Origin of the sequence: Paenibacillus sp. FSL R7-0333 (assembly GCF_038000365.1) — a bacterium.
GTDB classification, from domain to species: Bacteria; Bacillota; Bacilli; order Paenibacillales; family Paenibacillaceae; genus Paenibacillus_AQ; species Paenibacillus_AQ silagei.
The window spans coordinates 5,751,219-5,773,381 of sequence record NZ_JBBOBZ010000001.1; the positions used below are offsets into that span (position 1 = coordinate 5,751,219).

The window sequence follows — 22,163 nt, forward strand, 5'->3', positions numbered from 1 at the left end:
GTATCACATGAGACATATCCCAATTTAAAAATCTCCATTATTTATAATAAGTTTAATGTCTTTGGCAGCCTGAAATAACTCTTTCCGATTAACAAATAAGTATAACACGTAAATAAAACTGTAGAAAACAACTGGAAATAATGAATGTGTTACTCCGCCAAACCAACCAATTACAATAAACATAAAGATAATAATTGATTCTAAAACAACATTTTTAAAAATTGATATTGAAAGGATTTTTGATAAATACCACTCGGCAAGTATAGTTCTGAAGGCCAAGATAACCACTATAGATAGTATTGCGAGTGTTAGATTTTTTAATATTATTGTAGAAAGGAGGGTTAATAGGACACTTAAACCTAAAGAAATCAAGTTTATTTGTAGCATCAATTTTTCTTTTCTTAGAGTTTTAAGATACGTATTTATTAAAAGCGCCATTTTCCCTTCATATACAAACATTGGAAAGACCAAAGCCATGTACAGTATACTATCTGAATATTCTGTTAACCAAGAATTAAGAATTATTTTTAGGGGATAATAACTTATTAATAATCCTAAAAATATAGTCATTAGTAATGGACTAATTGTGACGTAAATTTTATTTAATTTGTTTTGATTAACTCTTCTTAAAACAGGAAAAAGAACTATTCCCACTGCATTTATAAAAATCATCATCATATTTGATATACTTAATGTAAGCGATACTTTACCGAAAGTTGATACATCCCAAGAGTGTTCTATACCAAACCTAACAACACCTAATATTAACAAACTTGCAATATTCGCAAACATAAGATTGATACCAACATTAATATTAGTTGTTATTTCTCTGAAAATAATCCTTAAAGAATGAAATTTATGAAAGATAATATCCTTACAACAATACATGGCATATAACAATGAAACTAATTTGCCAAGTAAATCAGCATAAATCATTATTCTAAATTCATTAATACCAAGTAGTAAAAAAGAAAATATTAAAACAAAATACAAAACCCTTCCTATAATGGTGATCTGAGCAAATTCTTTAATTTTATTTGTAGCTTGTAGTATAAAGAGAGGCATTGCTCTAACACCCACTACTATTAAACATAGAGCCGTCATTAATAGTATAAATTTCCTATCAACATCATTAATCAAATAAGAAGATAAGAAAATAATAATTATAGCAATTACCGTTTGCGAAATAAACAATAACCAAAATTGTGCAGAGAAAACTCCTTTATTTAAATTTTCATACTCATTGCCTCCATAGCGTAAGTATATTCCGTCATTCCATCCAAATTGTAAGAACCCTACATATGACGTATAGAATAAATACAATTGCCAGTAACCATAATCTTCGACTCCTATCATTCTTGGTACAATTAAAACTACTAAAGTTGAGATAAGTAAAGATATTAAATTTGAAGATACTGCATATGAAAAATCTTTAAAAAACCTCAATGATTTTCGACTAATACTCTTCTTTTTATATATCATATAAGATCCAAAATTAATTTATTTTTCAGCATATCCGAATTTAATTCTGTATATAAGAATTCCATGTTATCTATTATTGTAATTTCATTCAATTTTTTAAAATCAATTTGTAACAATTTATTAATAATATCTTCAGAAAATCTAAATTTAATTATTCTCCCCCCTCCAAAAATTGCATAGGGAGGAATATCTTTCGACACTATTGAACCAGCAGCAATAACAGCACCCTGTCCAACTTTAACACCAGACATAATAAAACTACCTTGACCAATCCAAACATCATCGCCAATACTAATATTACCTTTACTAAATGCCTCTTTTTGTTTTAACAATTGTGATCTAAATGGATAGGTAGAAAATGTTTTATAATTATGTTCACCACATAATAGAAATTGAACATCTTTAGCTAAAGAACAAAAGTTTCCAATAGTCAACTTCCCGTCACTATTAAAAGCAGTAATATTTAAATCACCATAAGTGTAATTACCAACCTCAATATCGTTGATCGGAAATATAGTTTTTGCGACTGTGTAATTATTTTTATTTTTGCTTCTCCATTTCCTATTAAACAAGACTAATTTGAAATGCTTGTTTATAGGCATCAGTAGCTCTTTTATCAAATCGATCACCACTTTTATCAAAAATATGTTTATTAGTTGCCCTTGATATGCCTCATTACAAAAATAATCATTGTAATTTTAAAAGCCTCTTACTTAATTAAGAAAAGCGATATTATCTTCTTCAACCCTGACTAACTTTTTGGTTTCAATAATAAATGATAAATACATAACTATAAAACTCCCAAAGGCAATCTCTGTCCCTAATGTTGAGACCAGAAGTATTAACAAAGAAACCCTACTATAACCTTGTTTTTTCAAAAAAGTTTTTAAACTATATAAAATAAATAAAAACAAACCACTAGTTCCAAAATAAAAATAGATTCTTGGAATAGTAGGGATATATTCTTCAAATCGTACCATACCATGTCCAAAAATCCTTTCAACTTTATTCAAATATGGATTACTGAAAACATCTACATAGTTCCCAAATCTCCCAGTGGTAGCTGTTTTACTCGCAAATGTTCTATCCATAAAACTATTGAAAATCTGTGTTTTAGTAAACATCCAAAAACATATCATTAAAAATAAAATTATCATAAAAATGTTAATAACTTTTTTGATGTCATTAACCTGCTTTAGCAGTCTCCCCAACCACAGTACAACTAGTCCAATTGCTATTAATATCCCTGTTGAAGAGCCTGACAAAATAAGAGCTATACCAATCACGATTAAACCAAACTTATCTTTTTTATTATCGCTAAATAATGCTATTCCAAAATACAAAAGTACATAACTTGCAAAATGAGCAGGTTCTTGAAAAATCGAAGTTGGTCTTCTAGCAAATCCCAATATGTATTGTCTCCCCAATTCATGCATTGATTCGATAGAAAGTGGTAACCCTGGAATAAATCCCGACAAATAATAATTTGCATTGTTTAATAATATGAATTGGATAATTAAAAAAACAGAAGAGAATACTGATATATATTTTAGTAATTTCATTCCTAACTGAACATCAAAGTAATTACGGGCAAACATGCCTACAAACAATAAATATGATATATATCGTAAAGTCCTCAAAACAGTATCATTTTGCAATACAATTGAACCAAATGGTACTAATATTATTAGATGCAGTAAAATCCCGAAGGCTATTAATATTATTTTTTTATTAACAGATTTTTTCCTTTTAGTCATTAGCTTATTAATCAAGAGTATGGGCGAGATACATAGTAATAAAGAATCGGCTAATGTGAACGTCATTATATTAATTTTGTATATTGTTAAAGGTACAAATAGAAGTATTATACATGTATATATTTTCTTCAGCATTAATAGTCACCTTTTAATTTCCGAGTTTCTTGACAATATAAAGTGATAAAAAATCCAATTCAAATTAAAGAAATTTCAGGTTGTAAACCCTATTTTTTTAGTTGAATAATTATTTTATCCTAAGTTTAATTTTCATTGATACATTCTTTAATAGCCTCTAGATAAGAGTAACCATTTTTCTCATCAGGCTCTAAATAAGCACCCTCGCTCCATTCATTCCATGCGGTAATAAAAATAAACTCAGTTTTGAAATTCTTGCTTCTTTCTAGTTGTCTTTTTAAATATTCCTTGAATTTAAGAGGGGAGGCTCCTATGTGAACGATCCCTTTTTTCCCCCATCTTGCAGTTGTATCCCAGTCATTATAGGCCCCTAAAAAAGTTTTCACACCATTATTTGGTGTTTGTAGCCCTATTCTACTCCAAACCTTGTCATAACTAACCCTACACGGAATATTTAGTGCATCTTTGCAAATAAGTCTCTTAATGTTATACCATTTAGCATAATCAAATTTCCGGGCTTTTGCTAAAGCGAATGTTGGTTGATATTCAAATTGTGCATCAAACTTTTTTTCACATGAAAATTGAACATCCACTTCATGTTTTAAAGTTGTAACATAATAAAGTCCATTCCATCCATTTTCTAAAGCCAATCTATCCCATGTAAGCTTCATTTCATCCCAACAACCTATATTGACAGCATCATATATAACAATCATAGGCTTGCCATTTACTTTAATATATCTATCATCTTTGAATAGTTTTTTCAAATAATCAAAGTGCTCTATCCAATCTTTTTCAGTTCCGTATTTTTGCTCAATAAGAATTGTACGATTTTTCCTAGCAGTACTATTTGACCAAGAATGATTAGCCCATGAAACACAAAAAGGCAAATCTATTTTTTTATTTTTCAACATATTGCTAATAGGTTGTTCAAGTAACTGCTTTCCAGAGAACCAATAATGATAATAACAAAATCCGTAAACGCCATACTCTTTAGCAATTTTTGCTTGGTTAATTTGAGCTTCCATATCTAAAAGGTTATAATAATTATTTTCAAGAGGAACTCTTGGCTGGTTTTGCCCTTTAAATAAAGGCTTAGCTTTTTTACAACTTTCCCACTCTGTATGACCTTTTCCCCACCATTCATTATTTTCAGGTATTTCATGAAATTGCGGTAGATACATTGCTAATATATTTGCCATATTTCCCTACAACACTCCTTATGTTTTAGAATCTACATTCACCCATAATGCCCTTTTTAGCATCTCTGTAACCTTTAATTGCCATGCTTAGTTTCTGGAATTTCCGATCTTCAAAACAAAGAATTTTTATTATGAACTTATATAAATTCACACCAATATATTTTTTTTGATTTGGGAATTTATTTTCTAAGTATTTTTGATTTCTAAATATATAGTAAGTTCTATTTGGATTTGCAAAAGACGGGTGAACAGTTTTCCATAAAAGTCTCCTGGGCTTCGAATTCCCAAATGTTTGAAAAAGCTTTGAATCTCTTATTTTAATTATTTTCTTACCGAGTAAATGAAACTGTATGCAAATATCAATATCTATATGAGCTATAAATAACGATTCATCAAAACCAGTAGTCATTGAGTAATCATTTAAGCACATCATACTCCCAGAAGTCATAACCCAATTACATACTTTATTCTCCTCAGAAAGCTCAGTATACGCAATTTTAGTTTCGTTCGATTGTTCATCGACATATATCGATATTGCATTAGAGGCGACAATTGCATAATGATCTTTAGAATTTTCAATAAAGTCAATAAGATATCTTGCTGAATCGCCTTGAAAATACGAATCTTGATCCATTGTTAGAACATAATCAAATCCCTCTTTTTTAATTAGTTCGCAACCTATTCTTAAAGCTTTTGCTAATCCCTTATTTCCTCCCAAACTAATATATTCAATTTTATCATTAAGGCAAATAATCTCTTTAAGATTAGCATTTACACATGTCGAATTATCAATAACGTATAACTTATCTATAATATGGATATATGTTTCAATGTTATCTTTAACCGAAGATTCTTCCGGATTATACAGCACAACAATACCAGCATATTTAAGCAAACTTAGTGCACCCCAGCTTTATCCAAATAGAATTTTTGTAACCACATTGAAGTTTGTTTAATATCATAACCTGATTTAATAATTTCTTTTCTTAAATTCTCTCTTTTATAAGTAGGCGAGTCTATTACTTGTTTCGCCCAATGAGAGGAAGAATTATTCAAAGGAAGGAATCGAATCTTCCCTGAAATATCTGTATCACTAGGAATTGTATCCGCAGCGATACACATTAATCCTGTTGCCTGCGCTTCAATTATTACAATTCCTAAACCTTCATATAATGAAGGAAAAACAAAAGCATCCATTGCTTGCATTAATTCTGCTACATGAGGAGTACTGCCAATAAACAATATTTTATCTAAAACACCTAACTTATCTGCTTTGTCTTTAATATATTCCTTTAAAGGACCATCCCCTACAAGCATCAATCTAGTACTAGGATTTAGCTTATATGCTTCATAAAATACCTCTATTAGGAATTCATGATTCTTTTGTGGGTGGAACCTTCCCACATGTCCGATAACAAAGTTGTCTAAGAGACTTAATTTTTTTCTGTATTCTATTCTCGTTTCATTGCTAAAATCAAATTTTTCACTATCCACAGCATTTTTAAGGATAAAGTAATTCTCACTTTTTAATATCTTTTTCCCAAATAGCCAAACTCCTGCTTCTTTTGAACAAGCAAAAAAATAATCCGCAGAATATCTAATAGGATATTGCATTACGTTTTTCACAATAGCTGATATCCCTCTCCCAGAGGAGGTGTTATGACTATGTGCAATTGTGATAATCCCATTTTTTTTTGCGATATTCAAATAAATTGACGCTGTACTTCTAACATGACCATGTATAATTTTATATTCACAATGAGTTTTTATAAACTTATTCCAAGCAAAAATATAATTAATATGATTTTTGCCTAAGTATCTTGGTATTCTATATATTTTACCTCCTAACTCTTCAATTTCTTTTTCATATTCACCTTTTTCATTTGTATGCACTATGAAATCAAATTGTATTCTTGAGCGGTTAATTTTACGATAAATATTCATAATCATCGTTTCAGCGCCACCTCTATTTAAACTTCCAAATACATGCAGCACTCTTATTGCATCGTTCATAATCAATCTCCTATGTCTTACTGCTAATAGACAAAAAATTCAATTTGTAATTTTCATAATTTTCTTAAGGTAAATATCGACAACTAATCTCCGATCGAATTCTTTCTCCACTTTCAATCGAGACTCTTTACCCATTTGCACTTTCTCTATATATGATAAATTTATAAATTTCTCCAATTTAACTACTAAGTCATTTGTTTCTTTTGCTTTGAATGTAAATCCATTACTTCCCTCGTTAATAGTTTCCCGACATCCTGGAATATCAGAAGCAATCAGTGCACGGCCTGTAGCTGCTGTTTCTAACAATACATTTGATAATCCCTCTCCTCCATGCGAGGCTTGTATAATACAATGGGCTTGTTCAATATAGGGTTTAACATTTGATTGATATCCACAATAGGTTATGTATCCTTGTTCACTGTATTCCTTAATCATTTCGTTATAATGGGGATGTGTTGTTTCAATGAATCCAATGACATTAAATGTTGTCATCGGATACTTTTCCTTAATTATTTTTGCTGCCTCTAAGTATTGGTCTATCCCCTTATCCTTCATAATTCTACCAATAAATATAAAAGTCGTATCTTGCTCTTCTGGAGGGAAAGTTTTATATTCAAATTCTTTCAGGTTGACTCCCGAACCAGGAATTAACTCATGATTGCTTCTAATAATCCCACTTTTCAATAGTGTATTGCGGTCTTCAGTATTTTGAAAGAACACACAATATGATTTTTTCAAACTCACCTTGTAGAGCAAAGATAAGAAACTTTTAAGCATAGAGTTATGCCCAAAACCACTTCCCAATCCAGTAATGTTGTTTACACATGGGATTCCCAAAATTCTGCAAGCAAGTCCACCATATAGATTAGGTTTTATGGTATAGGTAAGTACAACATCGGGTTTAATTGTCTTAAGAATTTTAATATAATGAAGAATCAATTTTAAGTCTGCAAAGGGATTAGTACCTCTTCTATCTACTTTAGTTTCAATGAACTTACAGCCCCAGCTAACCATAATATCTACTTTTTCATCGTATGGTAAAGAGATGTAAACCTCATAATCTTGCCTTAAAAGCTCTTGTATTAATTCCTTTCGAAAATTGTATATTACAAATCCATGATTACCTAATAACAGTATTTTTTTCTTCATCAAATTCTCCACCTAATTACATGCTTATTTTTATAGATTCTTCAAACCCCGTTACACAATAATCAAACGGTGGAATAAGCGCCTGATCGTAAGTCTTGTTCCCAAATATTTTATTAACAAAGTTTATTTTGCTAGACATTATTTTTAATGTTGGATTGAAAATTTTCACTAGCCTTACGTTTTTATTCATTGTAGAAGCCATAATTCTGATAATTTCAGTTGTGCATACATATTCTTTATTTTGCGGAAAAAACATTCCTATTAATTCTCTGTCAATAGTTATTCTTAGAAATTCACATAGATTACTAACAAAGATCATACTTCTTTGATTTTGGATATCTGGAAATATGGGAAGTTTTCCAGCTAACAATTTTAATTTAGGGAAATTCCCCTTACAATTCGGTCCGTATACCATAGGTATTCTCACAGAAACTACTTTGAAGTGGAGACTATTCAACTTTTGGATAGCAACATCTGCTTCAAGTTTACTTCTTCCATAAAAATCGTTAGGATTAGGAACGGTATACTCATAAATTATTTTCTCCTCACCAATCTTACCGTCTGAACCGTACACAATAATACTACTCATAAAAATAAACTGCCTTACCCCATCTTGCTTTGCCTTACTAGCTACTTCTATCGTTAAATCCCGATTAACTCTATAGTACTCCTGTTCCATGCTTGGATCAGTCGACACATGCGCTATACCAGCTACATGCAGTACAACATCATAAGCTGAGAAGTCATGTTTTCTCCAAGCCTCGCCTCTTACAGACAACTCTTCAACCTCGTATTGCTCAGGCCATTGCTTTACCCAGTTGATAAAGCTTGTACCTACATAACTCCCCTTACCTGTGATAAGAATTCTTTTCTTCTCCATTTATAACGAGGCTCCTTTGGTGTTGGGGGGTGCTTCTGTGCTCACTGCGCCTTCTCTAACCCCATCTGACTTCAGCACACTGAGGATCGTCATGCAGAATACTTTAAGATCCAATCCTACAGAGATTCTCCGTGTGTACTCTCCATCAAGCTTAGCCTTCACTTCGTTCGGTAGCTCATCTCGCCCATTAACCTGCGCCCACCCGGTAAGCCCAGGCTTAATATTATTCGCTCCATACTTGTCCCGCTCTGCGATCAGGTCATACTGGTTCCACAGCGCAGGACGCGGGCCTACTATGCTCATGTCGCCTTTGAGAATATTTATAATCTGAGGAAGCTCATCGAGGCTTGTCTTCCTGAGGAATTTGCCTACTTTGGTAATGAAGAAATCAGGATCTTGTAGCAGATGTGTAGGCATATCACTTGGTGTATCTGTCCGCATCGTTCTGAACTTGAGAATATAGAATTCTTTCTTGTTCCTGCCTAACCGCTTTTGCCGGAATAGAACAGGTCCTTTAGATGTAGACTTGATCACCATGGCGATAATCAAGAAAAAAGGCCATAACAGGAGCATTCCGATTAGAGCCAATATGAAATCTAAAGTTTGTTTGACGATCATATAAGGCTTCATACATTCACCTTGTCCTTGAGATACTATGGTTTACAGCTACGGTTGAATAGAATGCATCCTACAACTGTAAACCATGTTTGTTCTGATATTGATACTTTTTTAAATCTATTATTTCCCCATACCCTCAGCGATAGCTCTTCCCTTATCCAGATCAGCCTCGAAGGCCGCTCTATACTGAGCAATAATAGCTGTGCTATATCCATTAGTGTTTAGTTTTTGTTCAGCGTCAGCAATTATACTGTTAAATGAGGCTTTGAAAGAAGCTAGTTGCTCTAGCCCTTTGGCCTTGATACTTTGCTTGGTTGCTGCATCTGTAGCACCCACATATTCAAAGGCAATTGCTAACAATGTAGATGTACTCTGTGCCTGTAGCGCGCTCAGCTTCGCTTCGGTCTCACTGGTAATACTCTCATAAGAAACCTTACCGGACCCTGTTCCTGCCGATCCTGAACCGCCTGCTGCTCCACCTGGTTCAGCTGTTGGAGTTGCTGCTGGTGCCGGTGTTGCACTTGCAGATGGGCTAGGACCCTTGTCGGTTGGTTTCGCAGAAGCCGTATTTTCTTCGTAGTTCTTGGAATTTGCTGTAATGGTCTTTGTTTTCGGATTCCAGCTAATGGAATTTCCTACAGATTCCGATAAGAATCTTAGAGGGACATAGATCGAGCCGTTCAGCAGATAACTGGACTGGCCTGCTGGCAACGCCTTAGTGCTCCCGCTAAATACATAACTTGCATTAACGTTGTTCAGGGTAATATTCTTGGCTGTAAAAGAAGGACTGGAAGTCGCATTCATCAGGTATTCCTTGATGACTACCATCTCTGAGCTGCTTGGCTCCGCTACGGTTACCTTCAGATTCTTGGCATCCCAGCTCACGCTCTTCTGCAGGGCATACGACATGAAGCGCAAAGGGACATAGGTAGTGTTATTGTACATGAACACATGTTGTCCAGCCGGCGGCTGTAGTGCTACACCATCGAATAGCATGGTTACATCCACATTCTGTACTTTGATAGAATTGGACGCCTTGAGAGGCGCTGCTGTTGCAGTCGCTACAGGAGTAGCTGCCGCTACGGTGGTAACCGGAGCCGATGCTGTCAGGGGTTCACAGCCCATTAAGGCTACGCTCAGAAGTGCTGCTGCTGGAATCTTGATTTTGAACATGCCTATTCACTTCCTTTTTCTTGGGCTTTAAGCTTTTCTTCTTCAGCCAGGATCTGATCCCGGGTCTTGCCTTGGCTGACGCCGTACTTCTTGGCAATCTGAGCTAATTCGTTATACTGCTCTTCCGTGACCTTGCCGAGGATAATACTGCGGGCTTCCCGCTTCTCTTCATTGGTTAGTCCGCCTTGGGCTAACTCTTGCAATCTCTTAATATCTGATACACTGAGCTGCTTGGCTACGATGCCTGCCACATTCGCTTTATCTGTGATCGTTACGTTCTCTTGAACTTCCTTGGCCTTATCCGTTGAAATATGGGCTAGTCCATCCACACCCGCAGGTGTTGGAGCCGGAGTGCTTGCAGGCTTATCTGTATTGGCAGGCTTGTCCTTACCACTAGCAGTCTGATTTCCGGTCCCGCTGGTTGCAGGCGTACTATCTGGTGCAGCGCTTGAAGCCGGATCAACGGAAGCTGCTGGCTCCGTAGACGGGTCGCTATCTGCTACCACTGGATCAATCACTTGTCCTTGAGGGACACTGGGCGTATTGCCAGCTTCCACATCGAAGCCGCCTGCCATAGAATTCATCAGCTTGTCGACAGCATAATTGGCCGCGAATAGTCCGCCAACTCCTAACACCACGATGACCGACAGCGTCCAGATCAATACTTTTTTCCATCTTTTCACTTCAGGTACCTCCACATCTCTAATTAGCTAATGGCTGCCTGGATCACTGGCTGCATCGGTACGATCTGGTTAATCACTTCACGGATAGCTTCCGCATCTTCGGTGATAACCCGTTCTAACCGTTTGAATTCTAGCTCCATCTGGCTCCGGGTGATGACATTAGGTCTGCCGATGAAGATCCGGTCATGCTGAGTGGAACCCAGGTTCTCCTCATCGGTCAACAGTTCTTCATACAGCTTCTCGCCTTCACGGATGCCTGAGAAGGTGATGTCGATGTCCTTGTAAGGCTCGTAACCGGACAGTGTGATTAAGTCCTCGGCCAGAGTCAGGATCCTAACTGGTGCTCCCATATCCAGGACAAATACTTCTCCGCCATTCGCGAAGGAACCGGACTGGATCACCAGTTGAACCGCCTCGGGAATAGTCATGAAGTAACGGACCATCTCGGGATGCGTTACGGTGACAGGCCCACCGGCGGCAATCTGTTGCTTGAAGGCGGGAATGACACTGCCCCGGCTGCCTAGTACGTTACCGAAGCGTACCGCAGAGAACTTGGTAGGGCTTGTTACATTGAGACTCTGCACATACATCTCGGCAATCCGCTTCGTGGCTCCCATGACGCTGGTAGGGTTCACGGCCTTGTCGGACGAGATCATCACGAAGCGCTCTGCACCATACATGTCTGCACAGTCGGCTACATTGCGGGTCCCGAAGACATTATTCTTGATGGCCTCGGAAGGGTTGCGCTCCATCAGAGGAACGTGCTTATGTGCTGCTGCATGAAAGACCACCTGCGGCTTGTAGCTCTGGAATACATCCATTAACCGGGTGCGGTCCTGAATATCAGCAATTACGGTCACGATCTCCAGGTAAGGGAAGCTCTTGCGCAGCTCCATCTCAATCGTATAGATACTGTTCTCGCCGTGTCCCAGAATTAACAGCTTGTCCGGTGCAAAAGGAGCGATCTGGCGGCATAGCTCTGATCCGATCGAACCGCCTGCGCCCGTTACCAGTACGGTCTTGTTATGAACATAGCCCAGAATACTGTTCATGTCTGCAACAATCGGCTCACGGCCCAGAAGGTCTTCTACGCTGACATCGCGGAGCTTCTTGACAGAGATCTTACCAGCAATCAGGTCATTCAGTGCCGGAATAATCTTCAGCTTCGCACCTGTAGCCTTGGCCAGATTAATAATCTCGGATATTTGGGTTCTGGAGACCGAGGGCATCGCGATAATAATCTCGTGAATCTCCTTCTCCTTCACAATCCGCGGAATATCATAACGGTTACCCAGTACAGGTACACCCAGAATGGACAGGTGATACTTATCTGCACTGTCATCAATGAATCCAACCAGCCGGGTGCCCGCGAAGGAAGGTCCCGTCAGTTCTTTGGCAATCAGGATTCCGCAATCTCCGGCCCCGACAATAAGCGTATGAAGCTCAGTATTTTTATTATTGCTCCGGTCACTGCGGAAGACTCTCCAGAAGAAACGGACGCCCCCCACCAGCAGCAGAACCGTCTCCATCGATCGGACTTCTATGCTGAATGGCACGCGCTCGGGCAGGATCAGATATGCGGCAGCGTAAGATAACACCGCTCCTACTACAATAGCTTTGAGAACCGATATAATCTCGTTAATACTGGCATATTGCCACATTCTGCGGTAGAGTCCGAAATAGACCAGGCTTCCCCCGATGGCCACCGTGGAGATTACACCGAACACGATCATCTGTACCACATATTCCGGCGGAATCTCATTGTAGAACCGGAACAGGTAGGACGTCACGATGCTGAACCATATGATCGCAACATCGATCATGAATAATACCAACACTCTGGTTTTCGCTGTCATTTTCAGTGCCTCCAAAAATAACATTTTATCTATTAAACAATTCAATTGCCATAGTAGTAATAGTAATAGCCTTCACTGGCCTTGCGCTTCACGTTGTTAAGGACCACGCCCAGCATCCTAGCCCCGACCCGGTCCAGATTGTCCTTGGCCTTAGCGGCAATATCGCGCTTCACCTTACCGTAGCTGACCACCATGATTACGCCATCACTCTTGGAGGCAACAATCTGTGCATCTGTAACGGCCAATAGCGGCGGAGTATCAATCAGAATCACATCATATAATTGACGCAGCTCCTGCAGCACCGCACTCATCCGGTTGGAGGCCATCATCTCAGCGGGATTCGGAGGAATCGGGCCAGATGTCATCAGATACAGGTTGTTCACACCGGATTCCTGAATCACATCGGACAGATTCGCCTGCTGCGAGAGCAAGGAGGACAACCCATACCGGTTACTCAGTGTAAAAGTCTTATGCGCTGTAGGCTTACGCAAGTCACCGTCGATCAGCAGCACCTTCTTATCCGCTTGCGCGTACGCAGCGGCCAGGTTAGCAGTAACGGTAGACTTTCCTTCCTCCGGTCCGGAAGAAGTGACCATAATAATCTGGATATGTTCATCTACAGAGGAGAAATCTATGTTCGTGCGCAGTGCCCGAAAGGCTTCGGATACCGGCGAACGCGGGTTGGTCACGGTGATCAGATGGCGTTGTTTATTTGGCTGCTGTGACATGCTCGAGTTCCCCCGCCTTTCTGCTCTGTGTCTGAACCTGCTGCCCGGTGGTCTTGGTCTCTTCCTGGCCCAGGCGGGTAATCATAGCTATAGTCGGAAGTCCAAGGTATTTCTTAATGTCGTCTTCTGTCTTCAGCGTATCATCGAGATACTCCAGCAGGAAGGCAATCCCCAGACCAATCATCAGGGATACGATAAAAGCAATGGCGAGGTTCATGACCACATTCGGCTCTACCGGTCCTGGTGCAACTGGCGGATTAAGCTTGGCTTCGTTGAGGATGGACACATTCTGTACGTTGAACAAGGACGGAATCTCCTGCTTAAATACAAGTGATATGGCATTCACGATCTCTGCGGCTCTCTGGTATGAATTATCTCGAACGACAAGTGTCATCACCTGCGTATTATTTACAGAACTCACGTTAACCTTCTTCAGCATTTCCTCTGCCGTAATCCCGAACTGCGGGTAGTTCTTAGCCACAACATCGAGGATCGCCGGAGTCTTGATAATTTCCTTGTACGTATTGATCAGCTGAATGTTGGTATTGATCTGATTCAGATCCAGCTGTGCTGCCGTAGCTTGGGTAGGCGTCTGATTAACAATGATCTTCGTTGAAGCTTCATAGACCGGATTCTTGATATATAAGCTGTAGATCCCGGCAAGAACACAAGCCACGATAACAATGCTGATAATCATCCACAGTCTCTTCCTGACAATCTGGAAATAATCGCGCAAATCCAATTCTTGTGCTGACAAGTGCATTTCCCTCCAAGCTGTAAATTCTTATACCCTATATCCTAAAAAAGTGCCTCCTCTCTAAACGACGAGAGGAGGCTCTCCACAATACTATTTACTTACTTGAAGTTGATCGTACGGTAGATAATAACTGCAGCTTCAGCACGTGTAGCTGTGTTGTTGGGATTAAACTTGCCGGCGTTACCGATAACCAGATTATTGCTGGCAGCGAAGGCTACTCCGTCTTTCAGGGAAGCAGCGATCTTGCCTGCATCGGAGAACTGGCTCAGGGAGCTGACACTAGTTGCAGCATCTGGCTTCTGCGACTTCACGGCACGGGCAATCATCGTTGCCATTTCCGCACGGGTAATCGTTGCATTAGGATCGAACTGGGCTGCACTGCGTCCAGTAATGATTCCCTTCTCAGCAGCAACAGCTACGTAAGGAGCATACCAGGCAGTGGAGCTTACATCGCCGAAGCTCTGCTTCGCGGAGTTGTTCTCCAGGTTCAGTGCGCGGATCAGCATCTTGGCGAATTCTGCACGGGTTACATTGTTCTTCGGAGCAAAGTTGCCGTTGCCTACGCCTTCAATAGCGCCCTTGGCTGCTACGACTGAAATCTGTCTTCCAGCCCAGGCTTGTACACTGGCAATATCCTTGAAGCTGACTTTGTTCTCCAGTACAGCATAGGAAGAGAAGACAGGACGCGGTTCAATGATATGTTCGCCGTCTACAACACCACCCTGGTATTGCAGTTCTTCGTAGACTACCTTCGCAACGGACAGCAGTTCACGGTCAAGGCCTTCTGTATTCTTAAGCGGCAGCTTGATGATGATTGGCTCCTTGAAAGTGGTTGTAACCACACCGCCCACAGTCAGTTCGAAGTCATATACGCTGGATGCCAGCTTCATGCTGGACAAGGAAGTTACAGTTGTATCTGCTACAGTCGAAGTGGTCAGTGCAATAGCTTCACTGAACTGTCCTACCGGAATCGTTACGGTCAAGCCGTTGAAGGTAATGGCGATGTTGGCAATGCCTTTCGCCTTGGCTGCTTCGATGATTGCTTTGGACAATGGCACTTCTACCGTTGCCGCATTTACTGTACCCAGGTCCAGGGTAAGGGTAAGACCTGTCTTACCGGCATTGGCAGCAACCAGTGCATCGAAGGCTTTCAGTACGTCAGCATCTACAAGCTTCAGGGTTGCTTTGTCGCCTACAACCGTTACTAGCTTAGATACATCGTACAGACCTGGTGTAGCTGTAGGATTCGTAACTGGAGTTGTTACTGTGCCGCCGCCACCACCGCCGTTTCCGCCATTGTTGCCGCCAGGGGTTCCAGGCTCAGTAGTTCCGCCATCGTTGATGTAAGCTCTCACATAAGCTAAAGCGAGGGCTTCCACTGCTGGCCGGGCGGTCGGAAGGGTATCCTTCAGGTTCTTCAGACTGAGCTTAATATCTCCAGGAGTAATGTTAAGGTTGTACACAACCTGGCTTACGGTCAGGCCACCCTCAACTGTGTTGTGATTCAGAACCTTGGTAATGGCTTCATCCAGCAATGTATTCAGAACCTCATCCTTGCTAGAAGCATTAGCGATCAGGTTCAACAAATCAGTCTTGGACTTATTGCTGATCATTGCGCCAAGTTCAGCTTCAATGCTGAACAGGAATTTAGTGAAATCGTCAGCTGTAAGATTCTTTACGCCAGCCTTGTCCGCAATCTTCTTCAACAGGGCCACGTTATCCACATTGTAACGGATATCCTTAATTGCAGTGTAATCCTTGTCATAGACATCATAGACTACACTGGATACACTCTTGAAAGCTTCATGGGCAGTTACCACATCAGCAGGATCTAAGGCTAGCTTGTCCAGCACTGGCTTGAATATCTGTTCGAAAGTTCCAGCGGTGATATTTCCTGCTTCCTGCTCATAAGCAAGAAGCGCTTGTCTCTCTTTTTCTGTAAGCTGAGCATAAATCTTCTCAACCTTCGCCTTCACTTCTGCATTAGTTGCCGCTGCTGCGGAAGCTGTACTCACTCCAAAATGTTCAGCCAGCCCCTTGCTGCTGAACGGGAATCCGGCAACGGATGCCGCTGCCATGCTTACTGCTAGTGTAGATACTGCTAATTTTTTCTTCAAAGTCACTTGTCATCCACCTCTTGGTATGTATTTGTATTAATAATAGTGCAAGAATCCAGTAATACCCATTCTACCATTAATGACACAGAAGGTCACCCTTTACGAGAAAAAAATCCGAACAATCTATGAAGTTTGCTGTTAGATTGAATAGAATTAACTCGAATAATCTCTTTATTTGCAAGGATATCGCGCGCATTTTGCTGAAAAAAGTCGACTGAATCTTCTCCTAATTCCCGCTGCACCACTCCATAAGCTTCGCTTAATCCAAAGGGACGATGCACAGAATCATGCGCATCTGATGCAATAATATGCACGGCATGCTGGCGGCATAATTCGAGCGACAGCTTCTGCAGCTTACTCCCGAAGACGCCGGCCATACTCTGTGCGGTTACCTGTCCCAGGGCACCAAGCTCTATTAAACGCAGCAGCTTGGACGGATCGGCAGTAACCTCCGCATTGCGCTCCGGGTGGGCGATAACCGGCACCATGCCCTGGATGACCAGCTCATGGCAGGTCTCTTCCATCGTGCGGGGCACCCGCGAAGAGGGCATCTCCAGCAAAATATAGCGGGAACCGGCAAGCGTCAGCAGTTGTCCGCGCTCCAGATCATCGAGCAGCTCTCCGTAGATCCGGATCTCCTGCCCCGGCAGCACGACCAGCGGATTGCCTGCCTCCTGCAGCTTCGCATTCAGCACCCGCACCGCCGCTTCAATCTCCGGGGCCGGATTCATATAGACTCCGTTCGCATGGTGGGGGGTAGCCACTACAGTTGTAATACCATCGTTATGGGCGTCAAGCGCCATGGCGAGAGCGGCGTCGTAATCAGCGGCTCCGTCATCCATGAAGGGTAGAATGTGGCTATGGATATCTATCATATGTTGTTTATCGGTCCTTTCGTAGAGGATATGTATAGTTTTCGCAAAAAAATACAACCATTTCACTAGGAAATGATTGCCAAATTTTAAAACAATATCATTTATGCTTCCAGTCGGAACAGCCGGCCGGCCGCCTCAGCAAGTCTCTTATCGACTTCATTAATCACTGCCTCTTGCTGACTACGGTTGCGCATATCGAGCAGTCTATCAATCTCTTGCCGGAGCTGCTCAATCTCACATTCTACGTCCTGACGCTTGTAGACAGCCAGCATCTCTGCCACTGAATATTTATGCTGATAGATCAGCTTGGTGCCGCCCGGCCTCACTTCCGAGATCCGGCGTACCGAGCCGCCTTCATAGTAGTACATCATTGTAAGATCCTTATAAATCCGGTTTACGGTCCCCGTGCCCTTATACATGAAGAATAGTTTGCGGACTGCATTAATCAGATGAGGATTCACCACCCTGCAGGACAAGGAACCCATATAGATGCCGCCTTTGCGTTCAAAAGACAGATGGACCTCCTCGCCTCCGGCCTCCTCCAGCACAATCTCCTGTTCGCCCGCGCCTAGTACCTTCACACGGTGACTGATATAGCTGGTATCCGCGGTCAACAGAAACTGGTTCAGCTGAAATTCGGTCATTTGCATCGTTGCATTCACATATTCCATCGCCAGACGCTGAGCCATAAACATCCCTCAATTCTTAATGACAAACCCTTAAGTCTCGGAAGGCGCTTCGTGCTGCGGTTCATCCCCGGAATCCTGATCATCCGGTTCTGCCGGAAGCTCTTCTTCGGTGGGTAGAGTATGTCTATCTATAAGTTCCCATAATTCGTCTTTGCCAAGTCCAATTTCTGATGAATACGCAATGAAGCTGTCTCCCGGCAGCACACCGAGCTCCTGCTTCATTACCTTGATATGCTTCGGCCAGCGGGTCTTCGGAATTTTGTCCGCTTTGGTAGCCACTACGCAGAGCGGCAGATCGTAGTGCTTCAGCCAGTCAAACATCATCTTGTCATTGGCCGTCGGCGGGTGGCGCAGATCCACGACAAGCAGGACCATCTTCAGCGTCTCGCGCTCCGCCATGTACTTCTCGACCATTTTGCCCCAGGAGGCGCGCTGTGTCTTCGAGACCTTGGCGTAGCCATAGCCCGGGAAGTCAACGAAATACATGCTCTCATTCACAAGATAATAGTTCATATGCTGCGTCTTGCCCGGCGTAGAACTGGTGCGGGCCAGATTCTTGCGGTTAATCATGCGGTTGATCAGAGAGGACTTCCCTACATTGGAGCGCCCTGCCAGAGCAATCTCCGGCAAGGCATCCACAGGGTATTGGTCAGGGCCTACGGCGCTGATAATAAATTCGGCGTTGTTAACTTTCATAAGACTTCCTTTCTAATGCACACTACTGGGCGCTTCAATGCTTATTTCTGTATCTGTATCTGAGTCTGAGCCGGTGTAACGTCTTCTGCATGATCTACGAGCGCGTGCTTCAGCACCTGGTCCATATGGGATACCGGCACGAACTCGACATCATTACGGACACTCTCAGGAATATCCTTGAGGTCGCGTTCATTGTCCTTCGGCATAAGAATCTTCTTGTAGCCTGCACGGTGGGCGGCCAGGGACTTCTCCTTCAGGCCTCCGATCGGCAATACGCGGCCGCGCAGCGTGATCTCGCCGGTCATGGCCACATGCTTGGAGACATAACGCTTGGTGAGCGCGGAGATCAGCGCCGTGGCGATGGTAATCCCTGCGGACGGACCGTCCTTGGGAATCGCACCTTCGGGAATATGGATGTGAATATCGTTCTTCTCGTGAAAATCAGGGGCAAGCCCCAGCTCCTCCGCCTTCGAGCGGGTATAGCTGAAGGCGGCCTGCGCCGACTCCTTCATTACATCGCCGAGCTGTCCGGTCAGCGTCAGCTTCCCGGTGCCCTGAACCACCGTGACTTCAATCAGCAGCGTATCACCGCCAACCTCTGTCCAGGCCAGCCCGGTAACGGTACCGATCTGATCCTCCAGCTCAGCCATTCCATAACGGAACTTGGAGGCTCCCAAATAATCCTTGATCTCCTCCGGAAGAATGCTGACGCGTTCCTTCTCTTCCGAGACAATCTGCTTCGCCGCCTTGCGGCAGAGGGCAGCAATCTGCTGCTCCAGATTCCGCACCCCGGATTCGCGGGTGTACTCGCGGACAATCTTCAGCAGCGTATCGTCTCCGATGGACAGCTGCTCTTCCGCAAGGCCATGGCTCTTGCGCTGCTTCGGCAGCAGATAACGGCTGGCAATCTGCAGCTTCTCCAGCTCCGTATAGCCGGGAATGAACAGCATCTCCATCCGGTCCAGCAGCGGACGCGGAATGTTATGCACGGCATTCGCCGTAGTGACGAACATGACGTTCGACAGGTCGAACGGCAGCTCTACGAAGTGATCGCTGAACGTATTGTTCTGTTCCGGGTCCAGCACCTCCAGCAGGGCCGCCGACGGATCGCCGCGGAAATCCGCTGCCATCTTGTCGATCTCATCCAGCAGGAAGACCGGGTTGATGCTGCCTGCCGTCTTCATCCCCTGGATAATCCGGCCCGGCATTGCGCCGACATACGTGCGGCGGTGACCCCGGATCTCGGCTTCATCCCGCACGCCGCCCAGCGAGATGCGGACGAACTTGCGGTTCAGGGAGCGGGCGATGGAGCGGGCGAGCGAGGTTTTGCCGACGCCCGGAGGACCTACCAGACACAGAATCGGCCCCTTCAGACCCTTGACCAGCTTCTGCACGGCCAGGTATTCCAGCACACGTTCCTTCGGCTTCTCCAGACCGTAGTGGTCTGCGTCCAGCACTTCTTCCGCCTTGCGGATATCCAGATCATCTTCCGTGGCTTCGCTCCAGGGCAGACCGAGCAGCCAATCCACGTAGTTGCGGATGACGCTGCCTTCGGCCGAGCTTGCCGGCATTTTCTCCAGACGGTCGATCTCCTTCAGGATCTTCTCCTGCACCCGTTCCGGCAGATTCTTCTCTTCCATCTGGGTGCGCAGCTCATCGGCTTCACCGGCCCGGCCTTCCTTCTCGCCAAGCTCCTTCTGGATCGCTTTCATCTGCTCGCGCAGGTAATACTCCTTCTGGGTCTTCTCCATCTGCTTCTTCACACGCTGGCTGATCTTGCGTTCCAGCTCCAACACTTCGCGCTCATTATTGAGAATATCGAGCAGCTTCTCCAGACGCTTGCTGACGTCAATGGTCTCCAGGATCTCCTGTTTGTCCTTGATCTTCAGCGCCAGATGACTGGTGATGACATCCGCCAGCCGCCCAGGCTCCTCGATATCGGAGACCGCAGCAAGTGTCTCTGGAGTTACTTTTTTGGACAAAGTGATGTAGTGTTCAAACTGGCTCAGTACGCTGCGCATCAGGGCATCGCTCTCCTGGTCCACATCCTCCTGCTCCGGCAGCTCACGCGCCATCACCTCGTAGTACTCCTCGTTGTCCGTATAATGAATGATCTCAGCCCGCTCTACGCCTTCCACCAGCACACGGATCGTACCATTGGGAAGCTTCAGCATCTGCCGCACATTCGCCACTGTACCCACGCGGAATATATCCTCTTGCCCCGGCTCCTCAATATTAACTTCCGATTGGGAGCAGAGGAGAATAAGATTATCTTCAACCATAGCTTTCTCTAGTGCCCGGACGGACTTCTCACGGCCTACATCCAGATGCAGAACCATACTGGGATATACAAGAAGACCTCTAAGCGGTAATAAAGGAAAACGACGACCTTTGGATTTATTTTGTATCATCGCTTTCGCACCTCCCATGGTTCATAAGTAGTGTCATATGCATTCATTCTAACAAAAGCCGCATGAAAACACCAACAACCCGTGTCCGCAATTGGCGTTATTGGCATAGTCGCCCTTTAGTATTCGCTGAACTTCAGAGGACTATCCCGTTTGCCGGATTCAGAGGAAGCCCGTCTGCATACAAAGAAAGAACGTCCTGCGGACGTCCTTCAGAATTATGGTCTTGTAGAGCAGGCTGTCCGGTTATACCCTATACCTGGAACCCTTCAGATTTGCGGTCCTGTCTGGCATGAAGAAGCTTCATACCAAATCGGGCTATCGGCTGCGCCACTAGCAGTTCAATCCAGAAGGCTACACCGAAGTTCCTCGGCCAGATGTGAAGGAAGTTCTTAATGGGCTCCAGGCTTATCCGTCTCATGCCGACCCAGGGCCCGATCACAGACAGCAGTATGGATAATACGGTGACATTCAGTACAATATTCAATAGAACCCTGGCATTAAATCCATCCGTGCGTCCTATGAATCTCGGCATTACGATGCCAACCAGAGGTCCGGCAACCAGCTTCACCAGCAGAACGACGATTATCCACATGAAGGGAATGACCTTCAGGGTATCCAGATATACTTCCTTGCTGAACCCGAGTTCCAGTCCCACAATCACAGGCGCAATGGTGTTGACCGATAGGATCGAAATAATGAGTAAAAATAAAATACCTTCCTTGGCGTTTCTAGGCAGTCTTGTCTCTCCGTGCATGTACGTCATCTCCATTGACACAGTATTTCAGAGGGTAGACGTATCCTGAGACATATATTTTTAGCCGGTCAAGCAGACTAATATCTCCACACACTGATCTAATAATTATATCATATCAGCAAGATCAACAAGCAAGTGGAAAAAGGTGTCTTAATTCTCCCGTTTCTGAGGGATAGACTGAAGTAATT

Annotated in this window: 20 protein-coding genes; all 20 read right to left on the reverse strand. The window is 42.8% G+C overall.

What is annotated here, in order from left to right; genetic code table 11:
* Positions 1-24: 24 nt before the first annotated feature.
* Positions 25-1,482, reverse strand: coding sequence for an oligosaccharide flippase family protein (locus tag MKY86_RS24260; RefSeq protein WP_340827543.1), 1,458 nt, complete (start codon positions 1,480-1,482; stop codon positions 25-27).
* Positions 1,479-2,102 carry a CatB-related O-acetyltransferase gene (locus MKY86_RS24265; RefSeq protein WP_340827544.1) on the reverse strand — a complete coding sequence of 208 codons (624 nt, stop codon included), beginning with the start codon at positions 2,100-2,102 and terminating at the stop codon, positions 1,479-1,481. The genes MKY86_RS24260 and MKY86_RS24265 overlap by 4 nt, the downstream gene beginning before the upstream one ends.
* Positions 2,103-2,195: 93 nt before the next feature.
* Complete coding sequence (locus tag MKY86_RS24270) at positions 2,196-3,239, reverse strand: hypothetical protein (RefSeq protein ID WP_143803724.1); 1,044 nt, start codon at positions 3,237-3,239, stop codon at positions 2,196-2,198.
* Between the two features lie 260 nt (positions 3,240-3,499).
* The gene (locus MKY86_RS24275) at positions 3,500-4,576 is read right to left on the reverse strand and encodes a glycosyltransferase WbsX family protein (RefSeq protein WP_076079392.1); all 1,077 of its coding nucleotides are present in this window, start codon (positions 4,574-4,576) and stop codon (positions 3,500-3,502) included.
* Between the two features lie 25 nt (positions 4,577-4,601).
* Positions 4,602-5,471 (reverse strand): glycosyltransferase, encoded by an 870-nt coding sequence (locus MKY86_RS24280; protein WP_076079391.1) that lies wholly within the window; start codon positions 5,469-5,471, stop codon positions 4,602-4,604.
* 2 nt (positions 5,472-5,473) lie between these two features.
* The gene (locus tag MKY86_RS24285; protein ID WP_076079390.1) at positions 5,474-6,589 is read right to left on the reverse strand and encodes a glycosyltransferase family 1 protein; all 1,116 of its coding nucleotides are present in this window, start codon (positions 6,587-6,589) and stop codon (positions 5,474-5,476) included.
* A gap of 39 nt (positions 6,590-6,628) precedes the next feature.
* Positions 6,629-7,738, reverse strand: a complete 1,110-nt coding sequence (locus MKY86_RS24290; RefSeq protein ID WP_076079389.1) for a glycosyltransferase family 4 protein — start codon at positions 7,736-7,738, stop codon at positions 6,629-6,631.
* A 16-nt stretch (positions 7,739-7,754) separates the two neighbouring features.
* Positions 7,755-8,618: an NAD-dependent epimerase/dehydratase family protein gene (locus tag MKY86_RS24295; RefSeq protein ID WP_076079388.1), complete on the reverse strand. Its 864-nt coding sequence runs from the start codon at positions 8,616-8,618 to the stop codon at positions 7,755-7,757.
* The gene (locus MKY86_RS24300) at positions 8,619-9,248 is read right to left on the reverse strand and encodes a sugar transferase (RefSeq protein WP_076079387.1); all 630 of its coding nucleotides are present in this window, start codon (positions 9,246-9,248) and stop codon (positions 8,619-8,621) included.
* Positions 9,249-9,356: 108 nt separating this feature from the next.
* Positions 9,357-10,409 (reverse strand): stalk domain-containing protein, encoded by a 1,053-nt coding sequence (locus tag MKY86_RS24305; protein ID WP_076079386.1) that lies wholly within the window; start codon positions 10,407-10,409, stop codon positions 9,357-9,359.
* A gap of 2 nt (positions 10,410-10,411) precedes the next feature.
* Positions 10,412-11,092, reverse strand: coding sequence for a hypothetical protein (locus MKY86_RS24310; RefSeq protein WP_076079385.1), 681 nt, complete (start codon positions 11,090-11,092; stop codon positions 10,412-10,414).
* Positions 11,093-11,115: 23 nt separating this feature from the next.
* The gene (locus MKY86_RS24315; RefSeq protein ID WP_076079384.1) at positions 11,116-12,948 is read right to left on the reverse strand and encodes a polysaccharide biosynthesis protein; all 1,833 of its coding nucleotides are present in this window, start codon (positions 12,946-12,948) and stop codon (positions 11,116-11,118) included.
* 41 nt (positions 12,949-12,989) lie between these two features.
* Entirely contained in the window at positions 12,990-13,676 is a 687-nt protein-coding gene (locus MKY86_RS24320) for a CpsD/CapB family tyrosine-protein kinase (RefSeq protein WP_076079383.1), read from the reverse strand.
* Positions 13,657-14,433, reverse strand: coding sequence for a Wzz/FepE/Etk N-terminal domain-containing protein (locus MKY86_RS24325; RefSeq protein ID WP_083685094.1), 777 nt, complete (start codon positions 14,431-14,433; stop codon positions 13,657-13,659). Before MKY86_RS24325 ends, MKY86_RS24320 begins: the two co-directional genes overlap by 20 nt.
* A 98-nt stretch (positions 14,434-14,531) precedes the next feature.
* Positions 14,532-16,556, reverse strand: a complete 2,025-nt coding sequence (locus MKY86_RS24330) for an S-layer homology domain-containing protein (RefSeq protein ID WP_076079381.1) — start codon at positions 16,554-16,556, stop codon at positions 14,532-14,534.
* An 86-nt stretch (positions 16,557-16,642) separates the two neighbouring features.
* Positions 16,643-17,425: a tyrosine-protein phosphatase gene (locus MKY86_RS24335; RefSeq protein WP_076079380.1), complete on the reverse strand. Its 783-nt coding sequence runs from the start codon at positions 17,423-17,425 to the stop codon at positions 16,643-16,645.
* Positions 17,426-17,526: 101 nt separating this feature from the next.
* The gene (locus tag MKY86_RS24340) at positions 17,527-18,114 is read right to left on the reverse strand and encodes a non-ribosomal peptide synthetase module (protein ID WP_076079379.1); all 588 of its coding nucleotides are present in this window, start codon (positions 18,112-18,114) and stop codon (positions 17,527-17,529) included.
* 30 nt (positions 18,115-18,144) lie between these two features.
* The gene (gene yihA / locus MKY86_RS24345) at positions 18,145-18,810 is read right to left on the reverse strand and encodes a ribosome biogenesis GTP-binding protein YihA/YsxC (RefSeq protein WP_036726020.1); all 666 of its coding nucleotides are present in this window, start codon (positions 18,808-18,810) and stop codon (positions 18,145-18,147) included.
* Positions 18,811-18,851: 41 nt separating this feature from the next.
* Entirely contained in the window at positions 18,852-21,221 is a 2,370-nt protein-coding gene (gene lon / locus MKY86_RS24350; RefSeq protein WP_076079378.1) for an endopeptidase La, read from the reverse strand.
* A gap of 250 nt (positions 21,222-21,471) precedes the next feature.
* Complete coding sequence (locus MKY86_RS24355) at positions 21,472-21,975, reverse strand: hypothetical protein (RefSeq protein ID WP_076079377.1); 504 nt, start codon at positions 21,973-21,975, stop codon at positions 21,472-21,474.
* Positions 21,976-22,163 lie beyond the last annotated feature (188 nt).